Annotated in this window: 20 protein-coding genes and 1 tRNA gene; 8 read left to right on the forward strand and 13 right to left on the reverse strand. The window is 75.1% G+C overall.

All coding sequences use genetic code 11. From position 1 onward, the window contains the following. Positions 1–24: 24 nt before the first annotated feature. The gene (locus ACIQKA_RS13235; RefSeq protein WP_383151867.1) at positions 25–633 is read right to left on the reverse strand and encodes a dihydrofolate reductase family protein; all 609 of its coding nucleotides are present in this window, start codon (positions 631–633) and stop codon (positions 25–27) included. 169 nt (positions 634–802) lie between these two features. Here ACIQKA_RS13235 and ACIQKA_RS13240 point away from each other — a divergent pair, with 169 nt between their 5' ends. Beyond that, entirely contained in the window at positions 803–1,543 is a 741-nt protein-coding gene (locus tag ACIQKA_RS13240) for an SDR family NAD(P)-dependent oxidoreductase (protein WP_383151868.1), read from the forward strand. Positions 1,544–1,838: 295 nt separating this feature from the next. Here ACIQKA_RS13240 and ACIQKA_RS13245 read toward each other — a convergent pair whose 3' ends face one another. After that, positions 1,839–2,687 (reverse strand): class I SAM-dependent methyltransferase, encoded by an 849-nt coding sequence (locus ACIQKA_RS13245; RefSeq protein ID WP_383151869.1) that lies wholly within the window; start codon positions 2,685–2,687, stop codon positions 1,839–1,841. Positions 2,688–2,853: 166 nt separating this feature from the next. On the opposite strand from ACIQKA_RS13245, the gene ACIQKA_RS13250 reads away from it, so the two are divergent. Then, positions 2,854–3,438: a TetR/AcrR family transcriptional regulator gene (locus tag ACIQKA_RS13250; protein ID WP_383151870.1), complete on the forward strand. Its 585-nt coding sequence runs from the start codon at positions 2,854–2,856 to the stop codon at positions 3,436–3,438. A 47-nt stretch (positions 3,439–3,485) separates the two neighbouring features. Here ACIQKA_RS13250 and ACIQKA_RS13255 read toward each other — a convergent pair. The 3 genes from ACIQKA_RS13255 to allB form a co-directional block, all read right to left on the reverse strand. Then, positions 3,486–3,558 (reverse strand) — tRNA-Trp (locus ACIQKA_RS13255). Between the two features lie 316 nt (positions 3,559–3,874). Beyond that, complete coding sequence (gene alc, locus ACIQKA_RS13260) at positions 3,875–4,993, reverse strand: allantoicase (RefSeq protein WP_383430487.1); 1,119 nt, start codon at positions 4,991–4,993, stop codon at positions 3,875–3,877. Between the two features lie 3 nt (positions 4,994–4,996). Then, positions 4,997–6,331, reverse strand: coding sequence for an allantoinase AllB (gene allB, locus ACIQKA_RS13265; protein WP_383151873.1), 1,335 nt, complete (start codon positions 6,329–6,331; stop codon positions 4,997–4,999). A 358-nt stretch (positions 6,332–6,689) separates the two neighbouring features. On the opposite strand from allB, the gene ACIQKA_RS13270 reads away from it, so the two are divergent. Beyond that, positions 6,690–7,496, forward strand: coding sequence for an IclR family transcriptional regulator (locus ACIQKA_RS13270; protein WP_383151874.1), 807 nt, complete (start codon positions 6,690–6,692; stop codon positions 7,494–7,496). A 121-nt stretch (positions 7,497–7,617) separates the two neighbouring features. Here ACIQKA_RS13270 and ACIQKA_RS13275 read toward each other — a convergent pair whose 3' ends face one another. Then, the gene (locus ACIQKA_RS13275; protein WP_383430484.1) at positions 7,618–8,298 is read right to left on the reverse strand and encodes an ABC transporter ATP-binding protein; all 681 of its coding nucleotides are present in this window, start codon (positions 8,296–8,298) and stop codon (positions 7,618–7,620) included. Positions 8,299–8,388: 90 nt separating this feature from the next. Continuing rightward, a complete protein-coding gene (locus ACIQKA_RS13280) occupies positions 8,389–9,468 on the reverse strand; it encodes an ABC transporter permease (protein ID WP_402540934.1) in 1,080 nt (359 codons plus the stop codon). 112 nt (positions 9,469–9,580) lie between these two features. Here ACIQKA_RS13280 and ACIQKA_RS13285 point away from each other — a divergent pair, with 112 nt between their 5' ends. Both ACIQKA_RS13285 and ACIQKA_RS13290 read left to right on the forward strand, forming a co-directional pair. Then, positions 9,581–10,810, forward strand: a complete 1,230-nt coding sequence (locus ACIQKA_RS13285) for a sensor histidine kinase (RefSeq protein ID WP_402540935.1) — start codon at positions 9,581–9,583, stop codon at positions 10,808–10,810. After that, the gene (locus ACIQKA_RS13290; RefSeq protein WP_383151878.1) at positions 10,807–11,433 is read left to right on the forward strand and encodes a response regulator; all 627 of its coding nucleotides are present in this window, start codon (positions 10,807–10,809) and stop codon (positions 11,431–11,433) included. Before ACIQKA_RS13285 ends, ACIQKA_RS13290 begins: the two co-directional genes overlap by 4 nt. Positions 11,434–11,466: 33 nt before the next feature. Here the strand turns inward: ACIQKA_RS13290 and ACIQKA_RS13295 are convergent, their stop codons facing one another. Further along, a complete protein-coding gene (locus ACIQKA_RS13295) occupies positions 11,467–11,793 on the reverse strand; it encodes a DUF5955 family protein (RefSeq protein WP_383151879.1) in 327 nt (108 codons plus the stop codon). Between the two features lie 206 nt (positions 11,794–11,999). Here ACIQKA_RS13295 and ACIQKA_RS13300 point away from each other — a divergent pair, with 206 nt between their 5' ends. Together ACIQKA_RS13300 and aceB are read left to right on the forward strand one after the other, a co-directional pair. Beyond that, a complete protein-coding gene (locus ACIQKA_RS13300) occupies positions 12,000–12,638 on the forward strand; it encodes an NTP transferase domain-containing protein (protein WP_402540937.1) in 639 nt (212 codons plus the stop codon). A gap of 290 nt (positions 12,639–12,928) precedes the next feature. Further along, positions 12,929–14,551 carry a malate synthase A gene (gene aceB / locus ACIQKA_RS13305; protein WP_383151881.1) on the forward strand — a complete coding sequence of 541 codons (1,623 nt, stop codon included), beginning with the start codon at positions 12,929–12,931 and terminating at the stop codon, positions 14,549–14,551. A gap of 129 nt (positions 14,552–14,680) precedes the next feature. Here the strand turns inward: aceB and ACIQKA_RS13310 are convergent, their stop codons facing one another. After that, a complete protein-coding gene (locus tag ACIQKA_RS13310) occupies positions 14,681–16,486 on the reverse strand; it encodes a hypothetical protein (protein WP_402540939.1) in 1,806 nt (601 codons plus the stop codon). A gap of 81 nt (positions 16,487–16,567) precedes the next feature. Beyond that, a complete protein-coding gene (locus tag ACIQKA_RS13315; protein ID WP_390107815.1) occupies positions 16,568–17,539 on the reverse strand; it encodes a fibronectin type III domain-containing protein in 972 nt (323 codons plus the stop codon). 132 nt (positions 17,540–17,671) lie between these two features. On the opposite strand from ACIQKA_RS13315, the gene ACIQKA_RS13320 reads away from it, so the two are divergent. Beyond that, positions 17,672–18,334: a hypothetical protein gene (locus ACIQKA_RS13320; protein WP_391094211.1), complete on the forward strand. Its 663-nt coding sequence runs from the start codon at positions 17,672–17,674 to the stop codon at positions 18,332–18,334. Between the two features lie 22 nt (positions 18,335–18,356). On the opposite strand, the gene ACIQKA_RS13325 is transcribed toward ACIQKA_RS13320, so the two are convergent. The 3 genes from ACIQKA_RS13325 to ACIQKA_RS13335 all read right to left on the reverse strand — a co-directional run bounded on the left by ACIQKA_RS13325 (position 18,357) and on the right by ACIQKA_RS13335 (position 22,448). Continuing rightward, positions 18,357–19,004: an aspartate/glutamate racemase family protein gene (locus ACIQKA_RS13325; protein WP_402540975.1), complete on the reverse strand. Its 648-nt coding sequence runs from the start codon at positions 19,002–19,004 to the stop codon at positions 18,357–18,359. A 248-nt stretch (positions 19,005–19,252) separates the two neighbouring features. Then, positions 19,253–20,602 (reverse strand): nucleobase:cation symporter-2 family protein, encoded by a 1,350-nt coding sequence (locus ACIQKA_RS13330; RefSeq protein ID WP_383151916.1) that lies wholly within the window; start codon positions 20,600–20,602, stop codon positions 19,253–19,255. Positions 20,603–21,056: 454 nt separating this feature from the next. Beyond that, positions 21,057–22,448 (reverse strand): 8-oxoguanine deaminase, encoded by a 1,392-nt coding sequence (locus ACIQKA_RS13335; RefSeq protein WP_402540941.1) that lies wholly within the window; start codon positions 22,446–22,448, stop codon positions 21,057–21,059. Positions 22,449–22,482: the final 34 nt, after the last annotated feature.

The following is a 22,482-nucleotide window of genomic DNA, read 5'->3' on the forward strand; positions in this document are numbered from 1 at the left end:
GGTGACTACACCTTTCCGCCGTGCTCAGTAACTGCCGTACGCGGGGCGCCCTTCGAGCTCGTACGTGTGGACGGCGACGCCCGCGCCGGTGGTGTGCGACCCGGCGGGCCGGAAGGCGGTGGGGCGGACGCCGTCGGTGAAGAGGCGGCGGCCCGTGCCCAGGACGACGGGGAAGACGAGCAGGTGGAGGGTGTCGATGAGGTCGTGGTCGAGGAGGGTGCGGGCGAGGCCGGCGCTGCCGTGCATCTGGATCTCGCCGTCGAGCCGCTCCTTGAGGCCGGCGACCTCCCGGGCGACGTCGCCGCGGAGCACGGTGGTCCCGGCCCAGTCGGCCTGGGCGAGGGTGGTGCTGGCGACGTACTTGGGGAGGGCGTTCAGCTTGCTCGCGACCGGGTCGCCGGGGTCGGTCCGCTCCGGCCAGTGGCCGGCGAAGATGTCGTAGGTGCGGCGGCCGAGGAGGAAGGCGGTCGGACGGGCGAAGACCTCGTCCATGAAGCGTCCGAAGTCCTCGTCGCCGTACGGGACGGACCAGCCGCCGTGCTCGAAGCCGTCGCTGCGGTCCTCGTCGGGGCCGCCGGGGGCCTGGACGACGCCGTCGAGGGTGAGGAACTGGGTGAGGCTGAGGGTGGCCATGGCGGATGCCCTTTCTGTTCTCCGGACCATCGTGTTCCGAAAGCTCCGACCGCGCCGCCGGGCGGAACTCATCGGTGCCGGACTCGACGTCCGATTGCCGCCGGTGTCCGCCCGCTCCCCCGACTTTCATTGAACCCGCAACCACTTAGCGCTTCCACGGAGGTTCGGGATGTCCACGATGAACGGCACGGCGGTCCTGGTGACGGGCGGCAGCAGGGGGATCGGCGCGGCGACGGCGGTACGGCTCGCCCGGGAGGGCGCGGACGTGGCCTTCACCTACGTACGGGACGAGGCGCGGGCCGCGGAGGTCGCGGCGCGGATCGGGGCGGCGGGCCGGAAGGCGCTGCCGCTGCGGGCCGACGCGGCGGACCCCGGGGACGCGGCGGGCGCGGTCGCGTGGGCGGCGGACGCCCTGGGCCGGCTCGACGTCCTGGTGAACAACGCGGGCGTCGGGGTCCTCGGCCCGCTGGAGTCGCTGGCCCTCGCGGACGTGGACCGGGTCCTCGCGGTGAACGTGCGGGCGGTCTTCCTCGCCTCGCAGGCGGCGGCGGGCCGGCTGCCCGACGGCGGCCGGATCGTCACGATCGGGAGCTGCATGACCCAGCGGGTCCCGGGCCCCGGCGGGACCCTGTACGCGATGAGCAAGACCGCCCTGACGGGCCTGAACAAGGCGCTCGCCCGCGAACTGGGCGGCCGGGGCATCACGGCCAACCTCGTCCACCCCGGCCCCGTCGACACCGACATGAACCCGGCGGACGGCCCGCTCGCGGAGGGCCAGAAGGCCCTCACGGCCCTGGACCGCTTCGGCACCCCGGACGAGGTGGCGTCGATGGTGGCGTTCCTGGCGGGCCCGGAGGGGCGGTACGTGACGGGGGCGGAGTTCTCGGTGGACGGGGGGCACGCGGCGTAGCCCCTGCCGGGACGGGGAGGCGGGGCGCGGCCCCCGGCCGGGGACGGAGGAGCGTGGTGCGTCCCCGGCCGGGGACGGAGGGGCGTGGCCCTCGGCCCGGGGCAGGGAGACGCGCGGCGCAGCCCTCGGTCCGGGGCGGAGGCACGCGGTGCCGCCCCCGGCCGGGGGAGAGACACGCGGCGCGCCCCGGGTCCGGGACGGAGGCACGCGGCGCGCCCCGGGTCCGGGACGGAGGCCTGCCGTACGGCACCCGGCCGGGGCGGTGGGCGCGAACGGCCCTCTGCCGGGGGGCCGTTCAGGCCGGGCGGTCCGCCGTGACCAGCCAGCAGGTGCTGAGCAGCCGGACGGTGCCGTCCGCCGCCTCGTGGGCGCGCAGGCGGTCCTCCAGGGTCCGGCGGACGCGGGCCCGCGTCTCCGCGTCGGCCCGCTCCGTCAGGTGGCGGCCGGGGCCCGTGCCCAGGAGGAAATCCGCCGCGTCCCCGGCCCCCCGCCCCCACCTCCCGTGCGCCCGGACCCGCTCGGCGGTGACGCCGGTGAATCCGGCGGCGGCGAGGACGCGGCGGATCCGGTCCGGGTCCGCCAGCGAGAACATGCCGGGCAGCCCCGGGCTCCCGAAGTCGCCGACCGGCAGGAGGTCGCGCAGGGCCGTCATCGCCACGGCCCACTCGTTGAGCGCCGCCTCGGCCGGGCAGACGAAGGCCAGACGGCCGCCGGGCCGCAGGGCCCGGCCGATGTTGGCGAAGGCCGCGACGGGGTCGGCGAAGAACATCACCCCGTAGCGGCTGATCGCCGCGTCGAACGCGCCCGCCCCGAAGGGGTGTTCCTGGGCGTCCCCCTGCTCGAAGAGCGCGTGGGGAACGCCCTCGCGCTCCGCGCGGGCGCGCGCCTCGGCCAGCATCGGGCCGGACAGGTCGAGCCCTAGGGCGCTCCCCCGGGGCGCCCTGAGCGCGGCGAGCCGCGTGGTCTGCCCGGCGCCGCAGCCGATGTCGAGGACCCGGCCGTCCCCGGTGATGCCGGCGGCGTCGAGCAGCGGTTCGTCGAAGCCCTCGTTCACGGCGTTCCAGCGGTCCTGGTGGCGGGCCCAGTGGACCCCTTCGGGCCCGTTCCACGCCTGCGCCTGCTCGGTGTTGACGATCCCGGACATGGGTGCCTCCTGGTGGACGACGGGACGCAGGAGTGCGCCCGACGAGTACGGGCGGACGCCCAAACAGTATGGGCGCATGCCCAAACTGGCAATCCCCGCTAGGATCGGCCGTGTTCGAGGAGGTGTGCCCGCCGGAGAGATCGGCGGCAGTCGCGGGGAGGGGCCCATGTCACCGCGCGGAGTGGCGACGCCGGACGTGCGCGAGCGGTTGTTCGCGGCCGCCGAGCGGGTCCTCGCGGACGGCGGGCCCGGCGCGCTGACCAGCCGGGCGGTCACCACCGAGGCGGGCTGCGCCAAGGGGCTGCTGCACGCGCACTTCGCCGGTCTCGACGAGTTCGTGGCCGAGCTCTGCCTCGACCGGTTCGCGCGCACGGCCGCGAAGGCGGGGGCGCTCTCGGAGCTCGTCGGGCGGGGCTCGGTGGCGGAGAACCTCGACGCCGTCGTCCTCGCGCTGCTCGGCTCCGGCGGCCCGGCCGTCTCCGGCCTCGCCCTGGCCCGGCCCGTCGCCACCGTGCGCGTGCGCGAGGCCCTGGAGGCCGGGGCGCCCGGCTTCGCCGCGATCCAGGAGGCCGTCACCGGCTACCTGGAGGCCGAGCGGCGCCTCGGCCGGGTGGCGGACACGGTCGAGCCGTCCGTCGCGGCCCTCGCCCTGGTGGGGACCGCCCACCACCTGCTGATGACGAGCCGGCCGGGCACGCCCGACCCGCGGGCCCTGATGACGGGCCTCGTGGCGTCTTTGCTGAGGAGCTGAACCCCGCGGCGGTCCGGCGGCGGACCCGGGAGAAGCGGCAGGAGCGGCAGGGGTGGCAGGAATCGAACCTGCGGCATCCGGTGTTGGAGACCGGCGCTCCGGCCTCTGAGCCACACCCCTTCGGTGGTCCCGAGCATGGCACCCGGCGCACGTCGGCCGCCACGCGTTTTCCGGGCCGTACGGCCGGGGCGGCGGGTTCGTGGCGCGTCGGGGCAGCTGCCCGACGACGGGGGCGGACTCCTCCGGCCGGGCGCGGACCGCGTCCCCGGCCGGAGTTCCGGCGGAACGTGCGAGGGCGCACCGGTGCTGTCGGGCCGGTGCGCCCTCGGGGGCCGGGCGGGGTGTCGTGTCCCGCTCGGGTCGTGGGGGCCGGGCGGGTCGCCCGGCGGGGGGCGGCGTTCCGGGGGCGCCCTGTCGGCGGGGCGCCTCTGGGAGGTCAGCCGCCCAGTTCCTGGTGGCGGGCGGTCAGCCGCGCCGTACCGGCCTCCGTGGGGGAGCCGAAGAGGCGGAGGCGGGAGATGCCGCCGTCCGGGTAGATGTCGATCCGGACGCGGGAGCCGACCGCCGGGGCGTCCAGGACGAAGCGGTGGTTGGTGTCGGGCTGGAGGCGGGTCCGGGGCAGGATCTCGGTCCACTCCTCCGAGCCCTCGGCCGCGACGGAGAGGGCGGCCCAGCCCGCGCTGTTGCCCTTGAGGTAGGCGGTGTCGATCTCGACGGCGCGGATCTCGGACTCGGCGACCAGGGCGTAGCGGATCCAGTCGTTGCCCTTGTCGCGGCGGCGGCGGGTCTCCCAGCCGTCGTCCATCTTGCGGGAGCGGCCCGGCTGGATGGTGTTGGTGGCCGGGGAGTAGAAGCGGTCGGAGGCGTCCTCCACCCGGCCGCCGTTCTCCAGGGCCGCCAAGTCGAAGGTGCCGAGGACGCCGAGCCAGGCCGGGTCGGGGGCGACCTCGCCGTACACGCGGAGGCGGGCGATGCCGCCGTCGGGGTGCTGGTTGACGCGCAGGTGCGTGAAGCGCTGCTCGACGTCGACGGCGAAGCCGTTGGCGGCGTGGCCGCCGACGGCGGTGCGCGGGACGAGCACCGTCCACTTCACGTCGTCGGCGAGGAGGTCCTCGGGCGAGGGCGAACCGGCGACGGACGCGGCCTCGACGGAGACGGCCTGCGGGTAGTTGCCGCGGAAGTGGGCGGTGTCGAGGACGATGCCGCGGATCACGCCGGGGGCGCCGAGCCGTACGAGGGCCCAGTCGTGGTCGTCCTCGGTGGGGTGCGGCTGCTGCGCGGAGACCCCTCGGCGGCGGCGGGTCTCCCAGCCGTCCATGATCTTGCCCTTGTGGCCGAAGTGCTCGGGGTCGAACTCGGCGGCACCGGGCTTGAGCAGGTTCTCGCGCTCCGCGAAGAACTCGTCGTTGGCCGCGATCACGCCCGCGCCGAGCCGCCGGTCCGCGAGGTCCGCGTACCGGGTGAAGGGGAAGTCGGCCGTGCGGTAGTCGGCGTACGGGTCGCCGCCGCCGTAGGGGCTGGCGTCGCCGGTGAAGGAGGGTATGCCGGTGCTCACGGGTCAGTTGTTCCTTTCGAGGAGGCGGCCGGAGGGCTCGGCGAGGACACCGCGGTCGGCGATCCGCTCGCCGCGCAGCCAGGTGGAGGTGACGACGCCGTGCAGGGTCCGGCCCGCGTAGGCGGTGATCCGGTTGCGGTGCTGGAGTTCGGCCGGGTCGACGGTGAAGGTGGCCTCGGGGTCGAGGACGGCGAAGTCGGCGTCGCGGCCGGCCTCGATGGCGCCCTTGCGGTCGAGTCCGGCGAGCCGGGCGGGGCCCGTGGACATCCAGCGGACGACGTCCGTCAGGTCGTGGCCGCGGCGGCGGGCCTCGGTCCAGATGGCGGGCAGGCCGAGTTGGAGGGAGGAGATCCCGCCCCACGCGGAGGCGAAGTCGGGGGTCTTGAGGTCTGCGGTGGACGGCGAGTGGTCGGACACGACGCAGTCGATCGTGCCGTCCGCGAGGCCCTGCCACAGCGCGTCCTGGTTGGCCGCCTCGCGGATCGGCGGGCAGCACTTGAACTCGGTGGCGCCGTCCGGGATCTCCTCGGCGGTGAGGGTGAGGAAGTGCGGACAGGACTCGACGGTGATCTTCACGCCCTCGGCCCGGGCGGCGGCGATGGCCGGAAGGGCGTCGGAGGAGGAGAGGTGCAGGACGTGGACGCGGGCGTCGAGCCGGCGGGCCTGGTCGATCAGGTTCTCGATGGCCGTGTTCTCGGCGTCCCGGGGCCGGGAGGCGAGGAAGTCGGCGTACGCGCCGCCCGGCCGCTGGGGCGCGGCGGCGAGGTGGTGCGGGTCCTCGGCGTGGACGATCATCAGGCCGCCGAAGCCGGAGACCTCGGCGAGCGAGGTCGCCAGCTGATCCTGGTCGAGCTCGGGGAACTCCTCCACGCCGGAGGGCGACAGGAAGCACTTGAAGCCGAAGACGCCGGCGTCGTGCAGCGGGCGCAGGTCCTTGACGTTGCCGGGCAGGGCGCCGCCCCAGAAGCCGACGTCGATGTGGGCCTTGGCGCGGGCGACGTCCTGCTTGACGCGCAGGTTCTCCACGGTGGTGGTCGGCGGCAGCGAGTTGAGCGGCATGTCGAGCAGGGTGGTGATGCCGCCGGCGGCGGCCGCGCGGGTGGCGGTCCAGAAGCCCTCCCACTCGGTGCGGCCGGGGTCGTTCACGTGCACGTGGGTGTCGACGAGTCCGGGCAGGACGACGTCGTCGCCGACGTCCTCCAGCCGGGCGCCGGCGGGCACCTCGGCGTCGTACGGCAGCACGGCCGCGATCGTCCCTCCGGAGACGGCGATCGACGCCGGACGCGTCCCCCCGGGAGTGATGACGCGCGTCGAGCGCAGGACCAGGTCGATGTCCACCCGTACCCCTTCTTCCACTGCTCCGGGAAGGAGCCGCCCCTGCTCGGGGCGGGCTCCACGGAGAAATTCAACGAACTGTTGAAGGAGTCTTCACTTCCGGACGACATGTCGTCAAGGGCACACTTCCAGCATCCGGGACCGCCGAATCCGGCTTGGACGTTTCCACGAAGTGGAATGTAAATTTCGTACAGTAGAACGTAGCTCCGCACATGCGGGGCAGCCGGGGGCCGCCCCGAACCCTCGCCGACACCGGACAAACACCCCCTGACCGGCGCCGACGCCGGGACCGGGACCGTGTGCCCCGGCCGGTCGCCCGGTAGGCTGCTGCCTTGCCCGCCCGCCCCGAAAGGACCGTGACGTGCCGACGTCCAGCGCCAGCACCACCGACGCCGCCAAACCCGCCGCGAGCGGGGGCGTCCAGTCCCTCGAGCGCGCCTTCGACCTCCTGGAGCGGATGGCCGACGCCGGGGGCGAGGTCGGGCTGAGCGAGCTCTCCGCCAGCAGCGGTCTCCCGCTCCCCACCATCCACCGCCTGATGCGGACCCTGGTCGCCTGCGGCTACGTGCGCCAGCAGCCCAACCGGCGGTACGCGCTCGGGCCCCGGCTCATCCGGCTCGGCGAGTCCGCCTCCCGCCTCCTCGGCACCTGGGCCCGGCCGTACCTCGCCCGGCTGGTCGAGGAGACCGGCGAGACCGCGAACATGGCGCTGCTCGACGGCGACGAGATCGTGTACGTGGCACAGGTGCCGTCCAAGCACTCGATGCGCATGTTCACCGAGGTCGGCCGGCGGGTCCTGCCGCACTCCACCGGCGTCGGCAAGGCGCTCCTCGCGCACACCCCGCCGGAGGAGGTGCGCGCGCTGCTCGCCCGCACCGGCATGCCGGCCGCGACCGAGAAGACCATCACCACGCCCGAGGGCTTCCTCGACGCGCTCGTCGCGGTCCGCGAGGCGGGGTACGCGGTCGACGACAACGAGCAGGAGATAGGGGTCCGCTGCCTCGCGGTGTCCGTGCCGGACTCCCCCACCGCCGCCGCCGTCTCCATCTCGGGCCCGGCGGGCCGGGTCACCGAGGCGGCCACGGAGAAGATCGTCCCGATCCTCCAGGAGGTGGCGCGCGACCTGTCGGCGGCGCTGGCGAACACGGCGGGGAACGGCCAGGCCTGAAACCCCGTACGAGGGCGCCCGGAACCAGGACGGTTCCGGGCGCCCTCGCGCGCGCCGGGCGAACCCACGCGTGCCGAGGAGCATCACGTGCGTGCCGGGGGGATACGCGTGCCGGCCGGGATCACGCCGGTACGGCCTCCGAGAGCCGGCCGTCCCGGACCGTCACCGTGCGGTCCGCCCGGGACAGGTGGGTCCGGTCGTGGGTGACCAGGACCGTCGCCGTGCCCCGCTCCCCCGCCAGGCGGGCGAGGAGGTCCATGACGGCCGCCCCCCGCTCGTGGTCGAGGGCGCTGGTCGGCTCGTCGACCAGGAGGACGGACGGCTCGTTCATCAGGGCCCGCGCGATGTTGACCCGCTGCCGCTGGCCGCCCGAGAGCTGGTGCGGCCTGCGTCCGGCCAGGTCCGCGAGGCCCACCGCGTCGAGCAGTTCCAGGGCCCTGCCCCGTGCCGCCTTCGGGGAGCGGCCCGACAGGTGCGCCATCACCTGCACCTGCTCCGCCGCGTTCAGCGCGGGCAGCAGGTTGGGCTGCTGGAAGACGATCCCGACGTGCTCGCGCCGCAGCTCCGCCCGGCCGGCCGGGGTGAGCGCCCCCGTGTCCGTACCGGCGACGACGACCCGCCCCCGGTCCGGGGTGACCAGGGTCGCGGCCACCGCGAGCAGGCTGGACTTGCCGGAGCCCGAGGGGCCGACGACGGCCGTGAGCGTCCCGGCGGGGACGGCGAGGGAGACGGCGTCGAGGGCGGTGAGCCGGCCGTCGCCGTCGGGGTAGGTCAGGGTGACGTCGTCGAGGACGAGGCTCATCGGGTGCTCCACTGTGCGGTGAGGGGGCTCATCGGATGCCCCGGCGCGTGGCGAGGGGGCTCATCGGGCGCTCGGCGCGTGGCGAGGGGCTCACCGGGCGCTGCCCAGGGCCGTGAGGGGGTCGACGGCGGTGACCCGCCGGACGGCCAGGGCCGCGCCGAGCACGCCGAGGACGCCCATGACGGCGGCCGGCCCGAGGACGGTGAGCGGGTCCAGGACGAAGGGCACGTTCCCGCCGCCGACCAGGGCGCCGATGCCGAGCGCGAGTCCGGTACCCAGCAGGGTCCCGGCGGCGAGCACGAGGACGGCCTGCCCGAGGGCGTCCCTCAGGAGGTACGGGGTGGAGGCGCCGAGCGCCTTGAGGACGGCGACGTCGCCGGCGCGCTGGACGGTCCAGACGGTGAAGAAGGCCCCGACGACCAGGGCGGAGATGACGAAGAGGAAGCCGCGCATGAGCTGGAGGGAGCCGTTCTCGGCCTGGTACGACCCGATGGCGGCGAGGGCGTCGCCGACGGTCCGCGCCTCGGTGCCGGCGGCCTCGTCGCCGGCCGCCCAGTCCGCCCCACCTCCCCCGCGCAGGGCGACGACGGTGGCCTGCTCCTCCGCCGTGGTGCCGCTGTGCCCGACCTTCTGCCAGTCGTCGAGGGAGGTCCACACGACGGGCGTGTGGCTGTACGAGGCGTCGCCGGAGACGGCCGCGACGGCGACCTCCAGGGGGCCGAGGCGGAGCGCGTCGCCGGGGCCCACGCCCAGTTCCTCGGCCGCCGGCTCCGACAGGACCGCCTTCCCCGGGGCGACGGGCCCGGGCGCGAGCCCGGACTCCGGCTCCGTGCCGAACGCGGAGACGGCGGCGGTGCGGTCTCCGGCCACCGCGTTGAGCGTGCGGATGCCGAGCGGCGCCGCGCCCGTCACCCCGGGCCGCTCCGCCCACGCCCGCCACTGCTCCTCCGTCACCGTCGATTCGGTGAAGGAGACCGACCGCCCGGGCGGCGGCGCCGCGAAGGCCAGCCGGTCGGCGGGCAGGCCGGTGATCGCGGAGACGTTCTCCCTCGCGAGTCCGGCGGTCAGCCCGGACAGCAGCCCCACGAGCAGGGTGATCAGCACGATCACCGTGCCCATGAGGGCGAACCGCCCCTTGGCGAATCCCATGTCTCTCCATGCCACGAACATGCGGACCAGCCTGGTCCGCGCACCCCCTCGCGGACATCGCGCCCGGGATGGCCCCGCAATCAAACTTTCGGTTGAGCCGGGTCGCGCACCCGCTGTCTACCCTGGAGGGATCATGGGTCCCCACTCCTCCCTCCGTCCCGCCCGGCGTCCCCCCACCCCCGCCCCGCTGGTGCTGCGCCTCTGCCTGCACCTGCTCATGGCGGGCCTGCTCGTCCTGGCGGCGGCGCGGGCGCACTCGGCCGCCGGGACGATGGCGGCGGCGGTGACGGGAGCGGTCTACGCGGCGGGGTCGCACCTGCCGGCGGTGCGGGACTCCCGGCGGGCGGCCGGCGTCTGGCTGGGGGTCCTGGGGGCGTCCTGGCTGGTGATGCTCTGGCTGACGCCGGAGGCGCTCTGGGTGGCGTTCCCGCTGTACTTCCTCCAGCTCCACCTGCTGCCCGCCCGCTGGTCGCTGCCGGCGGTGGCGCTCACGGCGGGCGCGGCGATCCTCTCGTACGTGGGGCACGGCGCCGCGCTCAACCCGGGGGTCTTCATCGGGCCGCTGCTCGGCGCGGCGGTCGCCGTGGCGACGGTCCTCGGCTACCAGGCCCTCTACCGGGAGAGCGAGCGGCGGCGCCGGCTCATCGAGGAGCTGATCGCGACGCGGGCGGAGCTGGCGGCGGCGGAGCGGCACGCGGGGACGCTCGCCGAGCGGGAGCGGCTCGCGCGGGAGATCCACGACACGCTCGCGCAGGGCCTGTCCTCGATCCAGCTGCTGCTGCGGGCGGCCGAGCGGGCGCTGCCGCCGGGCTCCCCCGCCGCCGGGCACATCGAGCGGGCGCGCCGGGCGGCGCAGGACAACCTGGCGGAGGCGCGGCGCTTCGTGCGGGCCCTGACGCCGTCGGACCTGGAGCACGGCTCGCTCGCGGCAGCCCTGGAGCGCCTGTGCGAGCCGGGCGCGGGGGCCGGTCCGTACGGGCCGGGGGCGGGGCCCCGGGTGCGGTTCTCGGTGAGCGGGACGCCGGTGGAGCTGCCCACTCCGTACGAGGTGGCGCTGCTGCGGATCGCGCAGTCGGCCCTCGCGAACACGGTGCGGCACGCCTCGGCCTCGCGGGCGGAGATCACCCTGTCGTTCATGGACGCGTCGGTGACCCTGGACGTGGTCGACGACGGGGAGGGCTTCGAGCCCGGCTCCGTGCGCCCCTCCTCCGAGGGCGGCTTCGGGCTCCCGGCGATGCGGTCGCGGGCGGAGTCGCTGGGCGGCACGTTCGCCGTGGAGTCCGCGCCGGGCCAGGGCACCGCCGTCGCCGTCTCCCTGCCGCTGTCCGACAAGGCTTCCCTTCCCTCCGGAGGTTCCGCATGACCATCCGCCTCCTGCTCGCCGACGACCACCCGGTGGTACGGGCGGGCCTGCGCGCGGTCCTCGACACCGAGCCGGACTTCGCGGTCGTCGCGGAGGCCGCCACCGCCGAGCGCGCGGTGGAACGGGCCGCCGCCGGGGACGTGGACGTGGTCCTGATGGACCTCCAGTTCGGGGCGGGGATGCACGGCTCGGAGGCGACAGCGGCGATCACGGCGGCGCCGGGCGGGCCGAAGGTGCTGGTCCTGACGACGTACGACACGGACGCGGACATCCTGGCGGCGGTGGAGGCGGGCGCCTGCGGCTACCTCCTGAAGGACGCGCCGCCGGAGGAGCTGGCGGCGGCGGTCCGGACGGCGGCGGCCGGGCAGTCGGCCCTCGCCCCGGCGGTGGCGCACCGGCTCATGGACCGGATGCGGACCCCGGCGGAGGCGCTGACCAGGCGCGAGCTGGAGGTGCTCCAGCTGGTCGGCGAGGGCCTGTCGAACCAGCAGATCAGCAAGGCGCTGTTCCTGAGCCAGGCGACGGTGAAGTCCCATCTGGTCCACGTCTTCGCGAAGCTGGGCGTGGACTCCCGCACGGCGGCGGTGGCGGCGGCGACGGCCAGGCGGCTGATCAGACGGTGACTTCCCGCTCCCGACCCGGTGCCTGACCGGCCATCAGCTCTCCGTGCCCCTTCCCGGCGGCGCGCCGAAGAGTTCGACGGCGCGGCGGACCCCGGCGAGGGCGCCGGCGAGGGCGCTGACGGAGCCGACGCAGCCCGCGACGATCAGCAGGGAGCGGCGCAGCCGCCGTACCTCCGGAGCGCCGCCGAGCGCCATGGCGTCGAGCGCCGCGAGCTCCCCCTCCGCAATCTCCCGGTCGGCGAACTCGGCCCGGTGCGCGGCCAGTTCGCGCCGGAGCCGGGACACGGCCGACCGCAGTTCGGCCACCCTGGGGTCCACGCCCTCGCTGCCCACCGGCCTCTGCTCCACGCTTCGCAACATGGTTCTCCCCCTCGCACGACACTGTGCGCAGAACTCCACACCCCGAGCACGCGGAACGCCCCGGACCGCCCCCTCCGGACGACTCCGGACGGCGGTCGGGCGCCGCGAGTCGGGCCAGTTAACTCCTTCGCCACCCCACGCGCCACCCCCCGCAAGGCTGATTCGGGCAACCGTGTGTTTCCGTCCGGATGCGGTATGCAGTCTCCATGACGACTCCGGAAGACCGAACCGACCCGCTCACCTCCGACCGCGCCCCCGTCGTGGCCGGTCTGCTGCTCGCCGCCGGGGGCGGGCGGCGGCTCGGGGGCCGGCCCAAGGCGCTCCTCGTCCACCGGGGCCGGCCCCTGGTGGAGCACGCGGTGGGGGTGCTGCGCGCGGCCGGGTGCGAGGTGGTGCACGTGGTGCTCGGGGCGTCGGCCGACGCCGTGCGGGAGCGGGCGGAGCTGCCCGGGTGCGTCCTGGTGGACAACCCGGAGTGGGCGGCGGGGATGGGCTCCTCGCTCCGGGCCGGGCTCGCGTCGCTCGCCGCCGATCCGCGCGGGGTGGACGCGGCGCTCGTGTCGCTGGTCGACCAGCCGGGGATCGGGGCGGAGGCGGTGGCCCGGGTCCGGGCGGCGTACGGCTCGCGGGACTCGCTCGCGGCGGCCTCGTACGACGGGCGGCGGGGGCATCCGGTGCTGTTCGGCGCCGGGCACTGGGCGGGCGTCGCGGAGGCGGCGGTGGGCGACCGGGGCGCGCGGGACTACCTGGCGGCGCACCGGGACGCGATCACGCCGGTGGACTGTTCGGACGTGGCCGAGCCCTACGACATCGACACCGAGGCGGACCTGGCGCACCTGGAGTGAGGCCGGAGCGGGCCCGGAGCGGGCGCCGCACGGCGGGCGCCTCCCGGTGGGCGACCGGGAGTGAGCGGTCTGGCACTGAGCGCCGCGTTCTGTCGATCCGGAGAATCTCGACATCAACAAACCATTGAACTTCCACCATGAGGAAACTAGTATCCACTGTTCAGAAGCGCCTGCTGCTCCAGAAGGCGCTCGCGGCCGTATCTCGGCTCCGGTGGCACTCCGTGCCGTCCCGTGACGCCCGGCGGCCGCCTGGCACCGCCCGCGAAGTCCGCTGAAGGAAGTGACAGTTCATGTCCGCACCAGCGCCGTCCCCCCTGGCCGTCGTCGATGCCGAGCCCCTGCCGCGCCAGGAAGAGGTGCTCACCGACGCCGCCCTCGCCTTCGTCGCCGAACTGCACCGGCGGTTCACCCCGCGCCGGGACGAGCTCCTCGCCCGCCGGGCGGAGCGCCGCGCCGAGATCGCCCGCACCTCCACCCTGGACTTCCTGCCGGAGACCGCCGCGATCCGCGCCGACGACTCCTGGAAGGTCGCGCCGGCCCCGGCGGCCCTGAACGACCGCCGGGTCGAGATCACCGGTCCCACCGACCGCAAGATGACGATCAACGCGCTCAACTCCGGCGCGCGGGTGTGGCTCGCCGACTTCGAGGACGCCTCGGCGCCGACCTGGGAGAACGTGGTCCTGGGCCAGCTCAACCTGATCGACGCGTACACCCGGAACATCGACTTCACGGACCCGCGCTCCGGCAAGTCGTACGCCCTCAAGCCCGCCGGGGAGCTGGCCACCGTCGTCATGCGGCCGCGCGGCTGGCACCTGGAGGAGCGCCACCTCGTCGTCGACGGACGGCCCGTTCCCGGCGCGCTCGTCGACTTCGGCCTGTACTTCTTCCACAACGCCCGGCGCCTGATCGACCTCGGCAAGGGCCCGTACTTCTACCTGCCGAAGACGGAGTCGCACCTGGAGGCCCGCCTCTGGAACGAGGTCTTCGTCTTCGCGCAGGACCACGTCGGCATCCCGCAGGGCACCGTCCGCGCCACGGTCCTCATCGAGACCATCACGGCCGCGTACGAGATGGAGGAGATCCTCTACGAGCTCCGCGACCACGCGGCGGGCCTGAACGCGGGCCGCTGGGACTACCTCTTCTCCATCGTCAAGAACTTCCGCGACGGCGGCGCCAAGTTCGTCCTGCCGGACCGCAACCTGGTCACGATGACGGCCCCGTTCATGCGCGCGTACACCGAACTCCTCGTGCGCACCTGCCACAAGCGCGGCGCGCACGCGATCGGCGGCATGGCGGCGTTCATCCCGTCCCGCAGGGACGCCGAGGTCAACAAGGTCGCGTTCGAGAAGGTCAAGGCCGACAAGGACCGCGAGGCCGGCGACGGCTTCGACGGCTCCTGGGTCGCCCACCCCGACCTGGTGCCGATCGCGATGGCCTCCTTCGACGCCGTCCTCGGCGAGAAGCCGAACCAGAAGGACCGCCTGCGCGAGGACGTCTCCGTGGCGGCCGGCGACCTGATCGCGATCGACTCGCTCGACGCGAAGCCCACCTACGACGGCCTGCGCAACGCCGTCCAGGTCGGCATCCGCTACATCGAGGCCTGGCTGCGCGGCCTCGGCGCCGTCGCCATCTTCAACCTGATGGAGGACGCGGCCACCGCCGAGATCTCCCGCTCCCAGATCTGGCAGTGGATCAACGCGGGCGTCGTCTTCGAGAACGGCGAGGCGGCCACCCCGGAGCTGGCCCGCAAGGTCGCCGCCGAGGAACTGGCCGCGATCCGCGCCGAGATCGGCGAGGAGGCCTTCGCGGCCGGCACGTGGCAGCAGGCCCACGACCTGCTGCTCCGCGTCTCCCTCGACGCGGACTACGCGGACTTCCTGACGCTCCCCGCGTACGAGCAGCTGGTCGGCTGATCCGGCCGCCGCAGGCATGGGATACGGCTGATCCGGCCACCCGCACAGTCGTCGGACAGCTTTTCGGACGGGCCCCGCTCCCGGTGTCGCACAGCACCGGAAGCGGGGCCCGTCCCCGTTTTCCCCGCGTCACGGCAGGGCGATGCCGAGCGGGCCGAGGGCGCGTTCCGTCTCGTGGCGGTCGGCCTCGGCCATCGCGCGGACCAGGGCGGCGGAGCCGCCGGGCCAGGTGGCCGCCGCCCCGTCGAAGGCGGCGCGGCGGGACTCCAGGGGGCCCTTCTTGGCGGGGAGCGCGTCGAGGACGCGCAGGGCGCGGGCCGAGGTCGGCACCTGGATCGGGTCGGCCTCCTCGCCCCGGTCCTCCAGGGCCCGGAGGGCGTACGCGCCGAGCACCGGGTCGCGGAGGGCCGCGCGCAGCGCCCCGGGCGGGGCGGTGGTGGTGTCCAGGAGGGTGAAGAGCCCCCGGACGGAGGCCGCTTCGGAGGTGCCGGCGTGGACGGTGCCGAGGGCGTCGAGCAGCTCGGTCCAGGCGCGGTCGGTGTCCACGCGCGCGTGGAGCCAGTCGCCGAGCACGCGCGCGGCGACGGACGCGGACCAGCCCACGGCGGCGGCGACCAGGACGGACGCGGGCCAGGCCGCGGCCTCGGCGGCGTCGGGCGCGGCGACCCCGCGCACGCCCAGCAGGTAGCGCACGGCGCCCGCGCCGCGCGGGGTGAGCCCGAAGGCGTCGCCGCTCCGGAAGACGAGGCCGGTGGCGGCGAGCCGGTCGAGGACGACGGCCAGGTCCCGGGCGGGCCCTTCGAGCCGGGCGCGGTCGGCCTCGTTCAGCTCGGGGGTGCCCAGGAGCCGGACGAGCTCCGGCACGGGCGGGACCGCGTACGCGTCGGGCGCGCCGTCCGGCACCGGGACGGGCAGGTCCTCCAGGGCCGGGTCGACAGTCCAGTCCTCGTACTCGGCGGCCTTGCGGGCGACGGACTCGGCGGAGCAGCCGCGCTGGTAGACCACGTAGAGGAGGTGCGGGGCCTCGCCCCCGTACGGTTCGAACTCCTCCTCGGCGAGCTCCTCGACGGCGGCCAGGAGGGTGTTCGCGTCGTCCTCGACGGCCTCGGGGGTTTCCGGCTCGATCGCGGGCGGCGGGGGCACGGGGGCGGCGGGGTCGCCGTGGTGGTCGAGGTGCTCGTCGAGGAGGGCGTCGGCCAGGACGAGGTGGGGGAAGGCGTCGGGGCCGGGGGCGTAGTGCGCGTACGGGCCGGCGAGCTGCGCGGCGAGTCCGGCGGCGGTCCACCGGTCCTGGAGGGCGGCGGCGACCCGTCCGATGCCGGTCGCGACGGCATGGTCCGTGAGCAGCGGCCCGACGGGCGGCGGCGCCTCGGCGTCCCGTACATACGCGCGCGTGAGGGCCTCGGCGAGCAGGACGTCCGCGAGGGCGGTCCGCCCCATGAGGTCGGCCCGGCGCACGCCGTCGGGGAGGGGCGCGCCGCCGAGGGCGGCGAGCCTGCGCCGTACGTCCTCGGGGTCCGCGAGGTCGGCGCCGCAGGTGCGCAGGAGGGAGGCGTACCAGCGGTGCCAGGTGAGGTTTCCGGGGTCGTTCACGGCCCGTTCGAAGTCGGGCCCGGCCTCCGCGACCACCGCGGCGATCCGCTCGGCGAGGTCGCCGTCGAAGCGGGCGGCGAGCGCCCCGAGCACGGCCGGGTAGAGCGCGACCTCGCCGGGCGGCACGTGCACGAACGTCGGCAGGTCCTCCACGAGGAGCTGCCGCGCCAGCTCGGGCGTCGGCTCGGGCACCCCCGTCCCCCGGTCGGCCCCCCGCAGCGCGAGGAGCCCGAGCACCGCCTCGGCGGCGCGCGCGAACGCGGGGTCGCGGTGCTCGGGTGCTCCGCCGACGAGTTCGAGGAACCTGTCGAGCCCGGTGTTGGTGAGAACGGTCTCGGCCACGCTTCCCAGGGTAGTTCCGGGCGGGTGCTTCCGGGCTGCAAGGAGCGGGGCGCAGGTGTGTCGCCGCAGTTCGGAGGGGTCTCAGCGCACGACCACCGTCCTCGGTGCCGAGAAGTCGCCCCAGGTGCCGTCGGGGAGGCGGGCGCGGAGGGTGAGGGTGTAGCGGGTGCCCGGGGGGTCGGTGACCGGGAAGGTGTAGGTGGCCCGGCCGGGGGGCGGTGCGGCGCCCCAGACGATGGTGGTGGCGAAGCGGCCGTTGAGGTGGAGTTCGTGGTGGGTGACCGGGGCGCCCGTCTTCGGCGGGGTCCAGGTGACGGTGATCTCGCCGCCCTTCGCCGCCTCGGCGGTGAGGTCGGTGGGGGCCGTGTTGGGGGGCGCGCCCGGGGCCGGGGCGGTGGTGAGGTCGACCGCGTTGCTGTCCGGGGAGGAGTTCTCGGCGGCGTCGCGGGCCCGGACGGTGAACGCGTAGGCGGTGCCGGGGCGCAGGCCGGTGAGGCGGGCGTCGGTGGCGGTGCCGGGGACCGTGTGGACGCGGGTGTCGGCCTGGTAGACGTCGTACGCGGTGACGCGGGTGTCGTCCCGGGCCGGGGACCAGCGGAGGGCGGCGGCGCGGCTGCCGTCGGGGGCGACGCGGAGGCCGGTCGGTGCGGTGGGGGGCGTGCGGTCCTCGGCGGCGGCCGGGAGGGTGGTGGCGGCGACGGTGGCGCTGGGGGGCGAGGTGTTGCCGGCGGCGTCGCGGGCGCGGACGGTGAAGCGGTGGGGGGTGGCCGGGTCGAGGCCGACGACGTCGGTCATCAGGGTGGTGGCGGGGAGGTCCTTGACCTTGCGTCCGTCGCGGTGGACCTCGTAGCCGGTGACGGCGCGGTCGTCGGTGGCGGCGCTCCACATGACGTGGACGGTGGTCGAACTGCCCGAGGTGGCGGTGACGCCGGTGGGCGCGGTGGGGGCGCGGGTGTCCTTCGGTTGGGCCCCGGCGGTGGAGCAGGCGGTGAGGGCGAGCGCGAGAAGTGCCGCCGGGGCGAACAAGCGGCGTGGGGGGAACGGGCGTTGCACGGTACTGCCTCCGTCCGTGGGAAAGGTCCAGACCTATATCGCACAGCCGGGGCGGGTCCGACAAGGGGGCGTTGTCAGTGGGGTGCGCTTCACTGGAATCGTCACGCTCCGTAGTCGAGTTCTGGGGGAAACATGACGGACCGTACGACCTACGTGTCGCTCGCCGGGGTCCGCCGGCGCGGCTGGACCGACGCGATGGTCCGGGACCTGCTGGGCACGCCCGACGTGCAGGGCCGCGACCCGCGCCGCTGGTCCCTCGCACCGGTGCGGCTCTATCTGCTCGCCCGGGTGGAGACCGTGGAGCGGACGCCCGAGTTCGCCGGGGCCTCGGAGCTCTCGCGGGTCCGCTCCCCCGCCGCCGGGGCGCACGCCGAGCGGCGGCGGGCCGCCGTCCTGGCGGCGATCCGCGCGGAGCCGATCGAGGTGCCCCGGCTGCCCGGCCCCGAGCTGGAGCGCCGCGCCGTCCGCCACCGGCACCTGCTGGGGGCCCGGAGCCCGGGGGCGTCGGAGCCGGACCGCGGGAGCACGCTGAGGACGGGCCGGCCGACCGGACCGGACGGCGGGGGCGCGGTGCGGAAGGCGGCCGGGGCGCCCTCCGGGACGCTCGTGCGGTGGCAGGTGAGCTATCTGCGGCACGCCCTCTCGCGGTACGAGGCGCTGCTCGACGGCCTGTACGGCGAGACCGGGCGCGGCGAGGCCGAACGGCTGCTGCGCAGGCGCCTGTACGAGGCGATCGGCGCCGCCTACCCGGCCCTGGCCCGGGAGTGCCTGCGCCGGATCGCGGTGGAGGGGTGAGCGGGACGGGCGCCCCCGGCCGTCACTCCGTCAGCAGGCGGGCCAGCGACCGGCAGGCCGCCGGGACCGGGGCGACGATCCGGACGGCGCAGCGGGTACGGAGCTCCTCGGCGGCCTCGCCGAGCGGACCGCCGCCGATGACGACGGTGCGGGCCCCGTCGCGTTCGGCGCAGGCGCGGACCGCCCGTTCCAGGCGGTCGAGGAGGACGGCCGGGGCGGCGGAGAGGTGTTCGGGGGCGCCGGCGGTGAGCCGCAGGCCCGTGTACCGGTCGGAGAGTCCGAGCTCCGCCACCCGGGCGGTGATGGCGTCGGCCAGGAGCGGGGTGGTGGTGGCGACGCCGAAGGGGGAGCCGTCGGCGGCGGCCTCCAGGAGCGCCGCCTCGCCGAGGCCGGCCACGGGGAGCCCGGTCGCCTCGCGCAGGGCGGCCAGGCCCGGGTCCCCGAAGGCGGCGACGAGGAGGGCGGCGCAGTCGCCCCCGGCGGTGGCGGCGATCCCCGCCGCGAGGACCTCGGGGGCGGCGGCGCGCAGGGCGGCCGGATCGGTGAGCATGCGCGGGCCCCTGGCGACGGTCACGCCCCGGACGGGGAGGGCGGGGCCCAGGGTCCGCCGGGCGATGGCGGTCATCATCGCGGTGGTGGCGGCGGAGGTGTTGGGGTTGATCAGGACGATGGTCCTGGCGGTGCTTCCGGTGCCGGCGGCCCTTCGGGTGCTTCCGGTGCCGACCGCTGTTCCGGTGCTTCCGGTGCCGGCCGCTGTTCCGGGCCGGGTCGCTCCCCCGGCGCCGGTGCCGGTCCCCGCTCCGGTCCCAGCCGTTCTCCCCGTACCGGCCGCCGCGCCCGCTCCCGTGGCGCGCGCGGCGGCCCCGGGCCCCGCCGGGCGGGCGGGGGCCGGGGCTGCCGGTGGGGCGGGGTGCGGGTTCAGTGGACGTGCGCCGCCTTCGCGGTGCGGCTGCCGGAGATCTCCTCGCCGGGCTCCATCGGCGCGGTGACCTCGTCGTCGTCCCGGCGCCGGCCCAGGTGGTTGAAGACCACGTTGAGCAGGACGGCGGCGACGCAGCCGGTGGAGATGCCGGAGTCCAGGATGATCTTCGCGGTCTCCGGGAAGGCGTGGTAGAACTCCGGCGCCGTGATCGGGATGATGCCGACGGCCAGCGAGACGGCCACGATCAGGACGTTGTTGTCCTTCTCCAGGCCGGCCTTGACGAGGGTCTGGATGCCGCTGGCGGCGACCGAGCCGAAGAGGACGACGCCCGCGCCGCCGAGGACCGGGCGGGGCACGACCGAGATGAGCGAGGCCGCGACCGGCGAGAGGCCCATGAGGACCAGGAAGCCGCCGCCGCAGGCGACGACGAAGCGGCTGCGGATCCGGGTCATGGCGACCAGGCCGATGTTCTGGGCGAAGGCGCTGCACATGAAGCCGTTGAACAGGGGGCTGAGCGCGGAGCCGAGGGTGTCGGCGCGCAGTCCGGCGGCGATGGTCTTCTCGTCGGCGGGCCGCTCGACGATCTCGCCGAGCGCCAGCATGTCGGCGGTCGACTCGGTCATGGAGACCAGCATGACCACGCACATGGAGATGATCGCGGCGAGGGCGAACTGCGGGGCGCCGAAGTGGAAGGGGGACGGGAAGCCGACGATGTCCGCCTCGGTCACCGGGGAGAAGTCGGTGACGCCGAACGGGACGGCGATGAGGGTACCGATGACGAGGCCGACCAGGACGGCCACCTGCTTGAGGAAGCCGCGGGTGAAGCGGCGCAGGAGCAGGACGACGACGAGGGTGATGCCGGCGAGGGAGAGGAAGGTCGTCGAACCGTAGTCCTCCGCCTGGGGGTTGGGTCCCTGGGCCCAGCCGAACGCGACCGGGAGGAGGGACACGCCTATGAGGGTGATGACGGTGCCGGTGACGACCGGCGGGAAGAACCGGACGAGCCGGGAGAACCAGGGGGCGGCGAGGAAGCCGAGGAGTCCGGCGACGATGATCGCGCCGAAGATCACGGGGAGCGCGTCGGCCTTGTTCTCGGTGGTGTCGACGATCGCGAGCATCGGGGCGACGCCGGCGAAGGTGACGCCGTTGACGAACGGAAGGCGGGCGCCGATCTTCCAGACGCCCAGGGTCTGGAGGAAGGTGGCGAGGCCTGCGGTGAAGAGGCTCGCGCCGGTGAGGAAGGTGAGTTCGGTGCCGGAGAGGCCGACGGCCGCTCCGACGATCAGGGGCGGCGCGACGACGCCCGCGTACATGGCGGCCACGTGCTGGAGGCCGCTGGTGAGCATCTTCACTGGGGGCAGCGTCTCGTCGACCGGATGCTTCTCGCGGTCTTCGGGGGCGGAGCCTGCGTCTTGTGCATTGCGAACCTGGGGCTTGGCTGCCACGGCGGTTCCTCCGGTCGGTTACACGTCGGCGGTGACGCGGGTGTCTGGGAGGTGGTGCGATGCGGTGCGGGTGCAGGAGGTGCGGCTCGTTGCGGGAGGGCCGGGGGCCCGGCGGGCGGATCCCGGCGCGGAGTCCCGGCGGGCGGGGCTCCGAGGGGCGGTGCGGGGCGGCCGCGGAGGGGGTGCGGCGCGTGAGCGGGGTGCCCGGTGGGGGCGGCGGGCACGTGTCACCGTCCCGGGAGGTGCCGTAGGTCTTCTGCGTACGGCACCTCCCGGTCGGGCTGCCGCGGATCCCGCTCGGATCCGCGGCGACCGGCCGAGGGCCGTCCCCCTCGGCCGGACTCCGTGGGGAGGGTCAGCCCCGGGCCGCGATGCGGGCCAGGCGCTGCGCCTCCGCGCGCGCGTCGCGCGCGATGGTGTCCTCGTCGACGGTGAGCAGCCGGTCGTTCTCGACGATCTGCCGGCCGTTGACGAAGGAGGCCGTGACCGGGGCCGCCGCGCCGAAGACGATGGCGGTGACCGGGTCGGCGATGGTCGAGTGGCCGAGGCCGTCGATCTTCCAGAGGACGAAGTCGGCGAGCTTGCCGGCTTCGAGGGAGCCGATGCTGTCGGCGCGGCCGAGGACCTGCGCGCCGCCGTGGGTGCCGAGGCGCAGGGCCTGGCGGGCGTTGAGCGCGGCCTCGCGGTGGGCGCCGAGGCGGTTGATGAGGAGCGCGTTGCGCAGCTCGGTGTGGAGCTCGCCGGACTCGTTGGAGGCGGTGCCGTCGACGCCGAGGCCGACGGGGACGCCCGCCTTGAGCATGTCCGGTACGCGGGCGATGCCTGCGGCGAGGCGCGCGTTGGAGGAGGGGCAGTGCGCCACGCCGGTCTTCGTGCGGGCGAAGGCGGCGATGTCGGAGTCGTTCATGTGGACGCAGTGCGCCATCCACACGTCCTCGCCGAGGAAGCCGGTGGACTCGAAGTAGTCCGTCGGGCCCATGCCGAAGAGCTCGTGGCAGAACTTCTCCTCCTCCACGGTCTCCGAGCCGTGGGTGTGCATGCGCACGCCCAGGCGGCGGCCGAGCGCCGCGCCCTCGCGGAGCAGCTCGGTGGAGATGGAGAAGGGGGAACAGGGGGCGACGGCGACCTGGGTCATCGCGTCGAAGGAGGCGTCGTGGTGGCGCTTCACCGTCTCCTCGGTCGCGGCGAGCGCGCCCTCGGTGGTCTCGACGGCGAAGTCCGGCGGCAGGCCGCCGTCCTTCTCGCTGCGGTCCATGGAGCCGCGGGCGAGGGTGAAGCGGACGCCCATCTCGGAGGCGGCGCCGATGATGGCACCGGAGAGGTCGCCGGAGTTCACCGGGTAGACGTAGTGGTGGTCCATGGCGGTGGTGACGCCGCCGCGGGCCATCATCGCCAGCGAGCCCCGGGCGGCGGCGCGCACCATCTGCTCGTCGATCCGCGCCCAGGTCGGGTAGAGCGCGACCAGCCAGTTGAAGAGGTTGTGGTCGGTCGCCAGGCCGCGGGTGATCCACTGGTAGAAGTGGTGGTGGGTGTTGACCAGGCCGGGCGTGACCAGGTGACCGGTGGCGTCGATGCGCCGGACCACGTTCTCCAGGCCCTCGGGGGCCCTGCCGGCGCCGATGGACTCGATCCTGTTGTCGGCGACGACCAGGTACCCGGAGGCGTACTCGGTGTCGTTCGCGTCAACGGTCGCGATCGCCGCGTTCTCGACGACGATCCGCTGGGGGGCTGCCGAAGGTGCTGCCATGGCGGTGCTTCCTTCATTCCTCGGGGATGGTGTG

It is taken from the genome of Streptomyces sp. NPDC092045, assembly GCF_044756005.1.
GTDB lineage: Bacteria > Actinomycetota > Actinomycetes > Streptomycetales > Streptomycetaceae > Streptomyces.

Bases quoted from the DNA above. Each gene is read 5' to 3' on its own strand.
- ACIQKA_RS13235 (WP_383151867.1), bottom strand. From the start codon at position 633: ATGGCCACCCTCAGCCTCACCCAGTTCCTCACCCTCGACGGCGTCGTC.
- ACIQKA_RS13240 (WP_383151868.1), top strand. From the start codon at position 803: ATGTCCACGATGAACGGCACGGCGGTCCTGGTGACGGGCGGCAGCAGG.
- ACIQKA_RS13245 (WP_383151869.1), bottom strand. From the start codon at position 2,687: ATGTCCGGGATCGTCAACACCGAGCAGGCGCAGGCGTGGAACGGGCCC.
- ACIQKA_RS13250 (WP_383151870.1), top strand. From the start codon at position 2,854: ATGTCACCGCGCGGAGTGGCGACGCCGGACGTGCGCGAGCGGTTGTTC.
- ACIQKA_RS13275 (WP_383430484.1), bottom strand. From the start codon at position 8,298: ATGAGCCTCGTCCTCGACGACGTCACCCTGACCTACCCCGACGGCGAC.
- ACIQKA_RS13280 (WP_402540934.1), bottom strand. From the start codon at position 9,468: ATGTTCGTGGCATGGAGAGACATGGGATTCGCCAAGGGGCGGTTCGCC.
- ACIQKA_RS13285 (WP_402540935.1), top strand. From the start codon at position 9,581: ATGGGTCCCCACTCCTCCCTCCGTCCCGCCCGGCGTCCCCCCACCCCC.
- ACIQKA_RS13290 (WP_383151878.1), top strand. From the start codon at position 10,807: ATGACCATCCGCCTCCTGCTCGCCGACGACCACCCGGTGGTACGGGCG.
- ACIQKA_RS13295 (WP_383151879.1), bottom strand. From the start codon at position 11,793: ATGTTGCGAAGCGTGGAGCAGAGGCCGGTGGGCAGCGAGGGCGTGGAC.
- ACIQKA_RS13300 (WP_402540937.1), top strand. From the start codon at position 12,000: ATGACGACTCCGGAAGACCGAACCGACCCGCTCACCTCCGACCGCGCC.
- aceB (WP_383151881.1), top strand. From the start codon at position 12,929: ATGTCCGCACCAGCGCCGTCCCCCCTGGCCGTCGTCGATGCCGAGCCC.
- ACIQKA_RS13320 (WP_391094211.1), top strand. From the start codon at position 17,672: ATGACGGACCGTACGACCTACGTGTCGCTCGCCGGGGTCCGCCGGCGC.
- ACIQKA_RS13330 (WP_383151916.1), bottom strand. From the start codon at position 20,602: ATGCTCACCAGCGGCCTCCAGCACGTGGCCGCCATGTACGCGGGCGTC.
- ACIQKA_RS13335 (WP_402540941.1), bottom strand. From the start codon at position 22,448: ATGGCAGCACCTTCGGCAGCCCCCCAGCGGATCGTCGTCGAGAACGCG.